This is a genomic window from Variovorax paradoxus (assembly GCF_000834655.1).
Lineage (GTDB): Bacteria > Pseudomonadota > Gammaproteobacteria > Burkholderiales > Burkholderiaceae_C > Variovorax > Variovorax paradoxus_F.
The window spans coordinates 76,304-85,033 of sequence record NZ_JXQQ01000132.1 but is presented as its reverse complement, the minus strand read 5'-3'; the positions used below and the strand labels follow the sequence as shown (position 1 = coordinate 85,033).

The following is an 8,730-nucleotide window of genomic DNA, read 5'->3' as shown; positions in this document are numbered from 1 at the left end:
ATCTCGGTGGTTTCCGAAACCATCACCACGCACGAGTACGAATCCAAGACCCTGGCCAAGGCCTTCGAGGAGATCACCGGCATCAAGGTGAAGCACGACCTGATCCAGGAAGGCGACGTGGTCGAGAAGCTGCAGACCTCGATGCAGTCGGGCAAGTCGATCTACGACGGATGGATTTCCGACTCCGACCTGATCGGCACGCACTACCGCTACGGGAAGATGATGAACCTGACCGACTACATGGCCGGCGCAGGAAAAGAGTGGACCAACCCTGGCCTGGACCTGAAGGATTTCATCGGCACGAAGTTCACCACCGCGCCCGACGGCAAGCTCTACCAGCTGCCCGACCAGCAGTTCGCCAACCTCTACTGGTTCCGCGCCGACCTGTTCGCGCGCAAGGACCTGAAGGACAAGTTCAAGGCCAAGTACGGCTACGAGCTGGGCGTGCCGCTCAACTGGAGCGCGTATGAAGACATCGCCGAGTTCTTCAGCGTCGACGTGAAGACCATCGACGGCAAGCCCATCTACGGCCACATGGACTACGGCAAGAAGGACCCGTCGCTCGGCTGGCGCTTCACCGACGCATGGCTCTCGATGGCCGGCACCGCCGACATCGGCAACCCGAACGGCATGCCGATCGACGAATGGGGCATCCGCGTGGCCGACGACAAGTGCACGCCGGTGGGTGCTGCCGTCTCGCGCGGCGGTGCGACCAACTCGCCGGCTGCCGTGTACGCGCTCACCAAGTACATCGACTGGATGAAGAAGTACGCGCCCAAGGAAGCGATGGGCATGACCTTCGGCGAATCCGGTCCGGTGCCGGCGCAGGGGCAGATCGCCCAGCAGATCTTCTGGTACACGGCCTTCACCGCCGACATGACCAAGAAGGGCCTGCCCGTGGTGAACGAGGACGGCACGCCCAAGTGGCGCATGGCGCCCGGCCCGAACGGCCCGTACTGGAAGCAGGGCATGCAGAACGGCTACCAGGACGTGGGTTCGTGGTCGTTCTTCAACGGCCATGACGCCAACAAGACCGCGGCCGCCTGGCTCTACGCCCAGTTCGTGACCTCCAAGAGCGTCTCGCTCAAGAAGACCATCGTGGGCCTGACCCCGATCCGCGAGTCGGACATCCAGAGCAAGGCCATGACCGACCTGGCGCCCAAGCTGGGCGGCTTGGTCGAGTTCTATCGCAGCCCGGCGCGCGTGGCGTGGACGCCCACCGGCACCAACGTGCCCGACTATCCCAAGCTCGCTCAGCTCTGGTGGAAGAACGTGGCCGAGGCGGTGACGGGCGAGAAGACCCCGCAGAAGGCGATGGACAACCTGGCCGACGAGATGGACAACGTGATGGCGCGCCTGGAGCGTGCCGGCATGGCCCATTGCGCGCCCAAGCTCAACGCCAAGGGCGACCCGAACAAGTGGCTGAGCGACCAGCATGCACCGTGGAAGAAGCTGGCCAACGAAAAGCCCAAGGGCGAGACCATCGACTACAACAAGCTGCTGGGCGCCTGGAAGGAAGGCAAGGTGCGCTGAGCGCCTGCACCAACCGTTCATTCGCACAGGCGAGGGGCCGCACCGGAAGGGGCGGCCCCTTTTTTGCTATCGGGAACAGTCCGGTCGTGGGTTCGGCGCGACGTCATGACCAATGGCAGATGCGCTCCTCCGATGCTTGGCTTACATTCGACGGCCTTCGAAACCGCCCACCCAGTGACCTCCAGTTCTCCCAGCTCCGCCAGCAGCCCCGGCCTTGCCGCACGCCCCAAGCGCGTCCTGGTGATCCACTACTCCCAGTCCGGACAACTCGACAGCGTCGCCGAGCAGATCGTCGCGCCGCTCAGGGCCGACCCCGCCATCGCGGTGCACGAGGAAACGCTGCGCCCACTGGCACCGTTCCCGTTTCCCTGGCCCTTCATCGCTTTCTTCGACGCCTTCCCGGAGTCGGCTCACCTGAAGCCGCCGCCGCTCGCGCCGCTCTCGCTCACGGGCGAGGAAGATTTCGATCTGGTCATCCTGCCGTACCAGGTGTGGTTCCTGGCACCCTCGCAGCCGATCACCGCATTCCTCAAGCACCCGCTGGCCGGGCGCCTGCTGGCGGGCAAGCCTGTGGTCACCGTCATTGCCTGCCGCAACATGTGGCTGCTGGCGCATGAAAAGCTCAAGGGCATGCTCGACGCTGCGGGCGCGCGCCTCATCGACAACGTGGTGCTCACCGACCCCGGCCCGACGCTCGCCACCTTCTTCACCACGCCGGCATGGTTGATCTGGGGCCGCAAGCGCGGCTTCTGGGGCATGCCCGATGCGGGGCTGAGCACTACGCAAATTCGTAGGGCCGGACGCTTCGGCCGAGCGCTGCGGGATGCGCTGCACGTCGATCTGGAGCGCGGCACCGGGCCGCTGCTGGCGGGCCTGGGCGCGGTCGAGGCCAACGCGCGCCTGCTCATCAGCGAGAAGGCCGGCACGCGCAGCTTCTTCCTCTGGGGCAAGCTCATCATGGCGGCGGGCGGACCCGGGGCCTGGCAGCGCAAGCCGTTGCTGCTGCTCTACGTTGTGTTCCTGCTTGCGCTCATTGTCACGGTCGTGCCGGTGAGCTTGACGCTGCAGGCGCTTCTGCGACCTTTGTTCAAGGGGTGGCTGACTAAAATGACAGCCCAATTCGAGTGCCCGTCGGGCTCCGCCACGGACCGCTCCCACCTCTATGACGACTGATGTCTTCCTGACCCGCACCGCCGCTTTCCTGCCCTTTTCACCGGTCAGCAATGAAGACATCGAAGAAGTCCTCGGTCGCATCGCCGGCAGGGCATCGCGCGCGCGTCGGCTGATTCTGCGTAGCAACGGCATCCAGTCGCGCCACTACGCCATCGACCGCGCGACCGGCCAGCTGGCCATGACCAACGCGCAGCTCACCGCCTCGGCCATTCGCGGCCTGGGCGACGACATCGGCCCGGTCGACTGCCTGGCCACCGGCACGTCGCTGCCCGACCAGCTCATGCCCAACCATGCGGTGATGGTGCACGGCGAGCTCGGCTGGCCGCGCCTGGAAGTGGTGGCCTGCGCGGGCATCTGCCTGGCCGGCACCACGGCGCTGAAGCACGCGTGGCTCTCGGTGCGCGCGGGCGATGCGCGCCGCGCGGTGGCCACGGGCTCGGAGCTCGCATCGGCCGTGATGCGCGGCGCCAACTTCGAAGCCGAGCTGGAGCACAAGCTCGAAGCGCTCGAGGAGCGGCCCGAGCTGGCTTTCGAGAAAGACTTCCTGCGCTGGATGCTGTCCGATGGCGCCGGCGCCGTGCTGCTGGAGCGCGAGCCGCGCGGGCCGCTGTCGCTGCGCGTCGACTGGATCGACCTGTCTTCGGCCGCGCACGAGCTGCCGGTGTGCATGTATGCGGGCGCCGACAAGAACGCCGAAGGCGGCCTCGAAGGCTGGGCCCGCACCGCGCCCGCCCACTGGCACCGCGACTCGACCTTCGCAGTCAAGCAGGACGTTCGCCTCCTCAACGACAACATCGTGCGCGCCACGCTCGGCGAGCCGCTCGCGGCCATCATCCAGAAGCGCGGGCTCAAGTCGCAGGACATCGACTGGTTCCTGCCGCACCTGTCGTCGAACTACTTCGTCGAGCCTGTCGGCCGCTGCCTCGAAGCGATGGGTTTCGCGATTCCGCGCGAGCGCTGGTTCAGCAACCTCTCGCGCAAGGGCAACACCGGCTCGGCGTCGCCTTACATCATGCTGGACGAGCTGTTCCGCTCGGGCCGCATCCGGCGCGGCCACAAGCTCCTGATGTTCGTTCCGGAAAGCGGCCGCTTCTCGAGCGGCTTCATCCACATGGAGGCCGTATGAAACCCCCACGCTCATCGCTATGCGTATCGCTGCACCCCGAGGGGGCGCAGGCCTCCCTCGAGGCGGCCCGGCGGGAGGCCTGACATGGACCTGGACGCAGTTCCGCAGGAGGGCAATGCGACCCTCGACGGCCATTCCAAGCTGATGTACGCGCGCGATGCGCAGGGCCGCGTCGTCACGACCACCTCGCGCGGCTGGGAGGCGGAAGAAATCGTCACCAGCCATGCGGTCGACGTGCTGGTGGAGCAGGCGAAAGAGGCGAAGGAGCGCGTCAAGGCCGGGCTCGCATCGCCGCTCGAATTCTGGATGTACGAGCGCCGCATGGACGTGGCGCTGCTCTCGCAGACCAGCGGCTTCTGGCAATGGCGCGTGCGCCGCCACCTGCAGCCGCGGCACTTCGCCGCGCTGTCCCAGGCGCACCTGGCGCGCTATGCCGAAGCGCTGGGCCTTCCCGTTTCCACCTTGCAGGGCCTGCCGTGATCTTTCAACATCAACAGGCCGCGCATTGCGAAAGCGGCGTCATCTCCAGCCTCATGCGCCATCACGGCGCGCCGATGACCGAGAGCATGGCGCTGGGCCTGTCGTCGGCGTTGTCCTTTGCGTACCTGCCGTTCATCAAGCTGTCGGGCCTGCCGCTCATCTCGTACCGGATGCCGCCCAAGGCCATCATCAAGGGTCTCATGGCACCGATGGCCGCGCGCTTCAGCTTCGAGACCTTCCGCAGCCCCGAGGCCGGGCAACAGCGGCTCGATGCGCTGCTGGCCGACGGCCGGCTGGTGGGCCTGCAGACCTCTGTCTACTGGCTGCCGTACTTTCCGCCGAACATGCGCTTTCACTTCAACGCGCACAACCTGCTGGTCTACGGCAAGGACGGCGACGACTACCTCATCAGCGACCCGGTGTTCGAGGAGCCCGTGCGCTGCCCGAGCGCCGACCTCTCCCGCGCGCGCTTCGCCAAGGGCGTGCTCGCGCCCAAGGGGCTCATGTATTACCCGCAGGCCATCGATCGCAAGTCGGTCGATGCCGCTTCGGTGACCAAGGCCATCCGCAAGACCGTGCGCAACATGCTCGCGCCCATTCCCATCGTCGGCGTGCGCGGCATGCGCATGCTGGCCAACCGGATGCAGAAGCTCTCGGCCACCGATCCGCGCAGCGTCGAATTCATCGGCCACCTGGTGCGCATGCAGGAAGAAATCGGCACGGGCGGGGCGGGCTTTCGCTTCATCTACGCGGGCTTTCTGCAGGAGGCCGCGCAGCTGCTCGACAAACCGCAACTCACGCAGATGTCGGAGCGCCTCATCGCCATCGGCGACGGCTGGCGCGCCTTCGCGCTGAAGGCGGCGCGCATGGTGAAGGGACGCGAGCCGATCGATCCGGCCGCGCTGGCCGGCAAGTTGCGGGAGCAAGCGCAGCAGGAGGAGGCGTTCTTCCGCGATCTCAAGGCTGCTGTCGCCTGACCCGATGCTCGCGCTGAAGAATCTCGGACACCGCTACCCGCACGCCACGGCCCCCGCGCTGGCCGACGTATCGCTGGCCGTGCCGCGCGGCTGCGTGCTGGGACTGCTCGGCCCGAACGGCGCGGGCAAGACCACGCTGATATCGCACCTCTCGGGTGCGCTCGCGGTGCAATCGGGCGAGATCCTGATCGATGGCCGGCCGCTGCACGAAGTGCGCGCAACGACGCCGACCCGCATCGCGGTCGCGCCGCAGGAACAGGCTTTCTATTCGATGCTCACCGTGTCGGAGAACCTCGCGTGCTTTGCCGCTGCAAGCCGGCTCGCGGGCGCGCGCAAGAAGGCGCGCATCGACGCCTGCATGCATTTTTCGCAGCTGGAGTCGTTCGCCGGCGTGCGCGCCGACCGGCTCTCCGGCGGCCTCAAGCGGCGGCTCAACCTCGCGATCGCCTTGCTGCCCGAGCCCGAGCTCATGCTGTTCGACGAGCCGACCGTCGGCGTCGATCCCCAGTCGCGCGCGTTCATCCTCGATGCGATCAAGAGCCTTGCGCAAGCGGGCGCGGCGGTGATCTATGCATCGCACTACATGGAGGAGATCGAGGCCATCGCCGACCGCGTCGCCATCCTCGACCATGGCCGCGTACTGCGCGAAGGGTCTCTGGACGATCTGCTGTCCAGGAGTGCGATGCTGCTGACCCTGGCGGCCGACGGGCTCGATGCGGACATGCTGTCGCGCTTCGGCACGGTGGAGCAGGGCGCGGCGCAATGGCGCATCCACCTGGACCCCGGCAACGGCCCCGGCCCGGTGCTGGCGGCGCTCGAAGCCGCAGGCATCCAGGTGCGCCACGCCGAGTTCGGACGCCACGATCTCGAGCAGCTCTTCATGACCCTCACCCACCGTTCGCTGCGCGACTGACCGATCCTCCCATGCTTGCGGCGCTCATCAAGAAGGAACTGCTCGCCCTCGTGCGCGACATGCACGGCCTGGCCGTGCTGTTCCTCATGCCGATGGTCTTCATCGTGCTGATGTCGCTCACGCTCAAGGACATCTACCGCCCGCCGCTGGCCGAGCTGACCTACGCCGTCGATGCGCGCGACACCGCGACGCCCGCGAAGTGGCTGCTGCAGATCTGGCAGCGCAGCCACGGCGCGCCGCAGCCGCTCGGCGCGGACTGGCAGGAGCGCCTGCGCAGCGGTTCGCTCAAGTACGTGATCGTGCTGGAGCCGGGCCTGTCGGAAGAACTGGAATCGGCCGCGCTCTCGACCAAGGCGCACATCCGGCTGCTGGCCGAACCGGGGATCGACGCCAATCTCTTCAACGCGTTGCGCGCGGAACTCATCGGCGCCTCGGGCGAGCTGAAGGCGCGCCTCGCGCTCGCCGTGCCCGGCACCGCGAGTCCCGCGCCCGATGCCTCCATCCAGGCGATGGTGCAGGCCGAGCGTTTCTCCACCGCCGGCCCGCGACCCACTTCGGTGCAGCAGAACGTGCCGGCGTGGCTGGTCTTCGGCATGTTCTTCGTCGTGGCCTCGCTCTCGAGCCTTTTCGTGCAGGAGCGCGGCTCGGGCGCGCTCGGCCGGCTGCAGAGCCTGGGCGTGTCGCGCACGATGCTGCTGGCCTCCAAGGCCTTGCCTTACCTGGGCGTGAACGCGTTGCAGGCGCTCCTGATGCTGGCGGCCGGCATCTGGTTCATGCCGCTGATCGGGGGCGATGCGCTCTCGCTCGCGGGCATCCACTGGGGCGCCTTGCTGCTGTCGCTCGCGGCCGTGAGCCTTGCCGCGGTGAGCTTGTCGCTCGCCCTGGCATGCCTTGTGCGAACCCATGCGCAGGCCGCCACGCTCGGGCCGATGGTCAATGTGCTGATGGCGGCCGCAGGCGGCATCATGGTGCCCAAGTTCGTCATGCCGGGCTTCATGCAGCGGCTGGTCGAGGTCTCGCCGATGAACTGGGGGCTCGAAGCGCTCCTGACCGTGCTGCTGCGAGGCGGCGGCGTGGCCGATGCATGGCCGCAGATCGGCCGGCTGGTCGTGTTCGCGGCGGCCATGTTTCTTCTTGCAGTTTTTCTGTTCCGCAGGCGCACACCGTGAGTACCGTCAACCCCGTCACCCCTGAATTCATCGCCAGCCTCAAGACGATGGTGCTCGAAGCTGTCGAGCGAGATGCGCCCCCCGGCGGCCTCGGCGACGACGAGCCGCTGTTCGGCCCCGAGGCGCGGCTGGACCTCGATTCGCTCGATGCCCTGCAGGTGTCCATGACGATCCAGCAGCGCTTTGGCGTGCGCATGCCCGACAGCAAGGAAACGCGCCGCGCGCTGACCTCCATCGCCCACCTCGCACAACATCTGGCCGAGGCGGGAAAAGCATGAGCGGCGGTGTCTACCTGGCGGCCACCGGGCTGGCCTGCGTGCTGGGCAACGACATGCCCGGCGCGCTCGATGCGCTGCGGCGCGGCGGCGTCGCGCCCACGCCGGTGACCATCGCCCGGGGCGTGGGCTGGCCGGTCTACAAGCTGCCGCAGCAAGAGGGCAACTGGCTCGAGCGCGCGCAGCGCACCGTGCGCAACGTGGTCGCGCAAACGGGCGACTGGGGCGACCGCACGGCGCCGCTCTTCGTCGCGTCGTCTTCGCTGGACATCGGCTACATGGAGCACGAGAAGCCGGACCTGCGCCTGGACGGCGACCTGCAGGACTTCGCAGACATCGTTGCCGCGGCGCTCGACTGGCAAGGCCCGGTCTTCACCATTTCCACGGCCTGCACCTCGGCGCTCAACGCCGTGCTGGCGGCGGCCGACCTGATCCGCAGCGGCGGCGCCGAAGAGGCGCTCGTGCTCGGCGCCGAGCTGGACAACCGGTTCACCGCCGCGGGCTTTCGCGCGATGCAACTGCTCGCCTCGGGCAACGCCCAGCCCTTCGGCGCGGAGCGCAGGGGGCTGGTGCTCGGCGAGGCCGTGGCCGCGCTGCGCCTGGGCGCGAGGCCGGCCCGCTGGCGCATCACGGGTGGTGCGAACGTGGTCGACGGGCGCAACCCCTCCGGCACCGAGGCGAGCGCCGTGCGTGCCATGTGCCGGGCGGCGCTCGCGCAGAGCGGCTTGCGCCCCGAAGACATCGACCTCATCAAGGTGCAGGCCGCGGGCAGCCCGGTCAACGACGCCATCGAGGTGGAGGCGCTGAAGGAGGTCTTCGGGCAACTGCCGCCGCTGGTGTCGCTCAAGTCTTCGCTCGGCCACACGCTGGGTGCCGCGGGCGCCGCCGAGCTGGCATTGCTGGTCGGCTGCATCGAAGACGGCGCCTGGCCGACGACCGACTATCCGCTGGACGAGACGCTGGGCATTGCGCTGAGCACCGAGGCGCCCACGAGGCTGCGCAACATCCTGCTCAACGTGGTCGGCTTCGGCGGTGGACACGCTTCGCTGTTGTTGAGGGATTGCCACGCATGAGCGCCTTGCCC

9 protein-coding genes are annotated in these 8,730 nt (G+C 67.8%); all 9 read left to right on the top strand.

Annotation, left to right across the window (positions count from 1 at the left end):
* Positions 1-1,533 (top strand): ABC transporter substrate-binding protein (locus tag RT97_RS30800; RefSeq protein WP_042582671.1); only part of this gene is annotated, 1,533 nt, incomplete at its 5' end.
* A 132-nt stretch (positions 1,534-1,665) separates the two neighbouring features.
* Entirely contained in the window at positions 1,666-2,706 is a 1,041-nt protein-coding gene (locus RT97_RS30795) for a hypothetical protein (RefSeq protein WP_080898493.1), read from the top strand.
* A complete protein-coding gene (locus RT97_RS30790) occupies positions 2,696-3,832 on the top strand; it encodes a beta-ketoacyl-ACP synthase III (RefSeq protein WP_042582658.1) in 1,137 nt (378 codons plus the stop codon). The genes RT97_RS30795 and RT97_RS30790 overlap by 11 nt, the downstream gene beginning before the upstream one ends.
* A gap of 84 nt (positions 3,833-3,916) precedes the next feature.
* On the top strand, positions 3,917-4,312 hold the full coding sequence (locus RT97_RS30785) for a hypothetical protein (protein WP_042582657.1): 396 nt from the start codon (positions 3,917-3,919) through the stop codon (positions 4,310-4,312).
* Positions 4,309-5,289 (top strand): BtrH N-terminal domain-containing protein, encoded by a 981-nt coding sequence (locus RT97_RS30780; protein WP_042582656.1) that lies wholly within the window; start codon positions 4,309-4,311, stop codon positions 5,287-5,289. Before RT97_RS30785 ends, RT97_RS30780 begins: the two co-directional genes overlap by 4 nt.
* Positions 5,290-5,293: 4 nt before the next feature.
* On the top strand, positions 5,294-6,202 hold the full coding sequence (locus RT97_RS30775) for an ABC transporter ATP-binding protein (protein WP_042582655.1): 909 nt from the start codon (positions 5,294-5,296) through the stop codon (positions 6,200-6,202).
* Positions 6,203-6,213: 11 nt separating this feature from the next.
* Positions 6,214-7,371 carry an ABC transporter permease gene (locus tag RT97_RS30770; protein WP_042582654.1) on the top strand — a complete coding sequence of 386 codons (1,158 nt, stop codon included), beginning with the start codon at positions 6,214-6,216 and terminating at the stop codon, positions 7,369-7,371.
* A 47-nt stretch (positions 7,372-7,418) separates the two neighbouring features.
* Positions 7,419-7,649 (top strand): acyl carrier protein, encoded by a 231-nt coding sequence (locus RT97_RS30765; protein WP_042582670.1) that lies wholly within the window; start codon positions 7,419-7,421, stop codon positions 7,647-7,649.
* The gene (locus RT97_RS30760; protein WP_042582653.1) at positions 7,646-8,719 is read left to right on the top strand and encodes a beta-ketoacyl synthase N-terminal-like domain-containing protein; all 1,074 of its coding nucleotides are present in this window, start codon (positions 7,646-7,648) and stop codon (positions 8,717-8,719) included. Before RT97_RS30765 ends, RT97_RS30760 begins: the two co-directional genes overlap by 4 nt.
* Positions 8,720-8,730 lie beyond the last annotated feature (11 nt).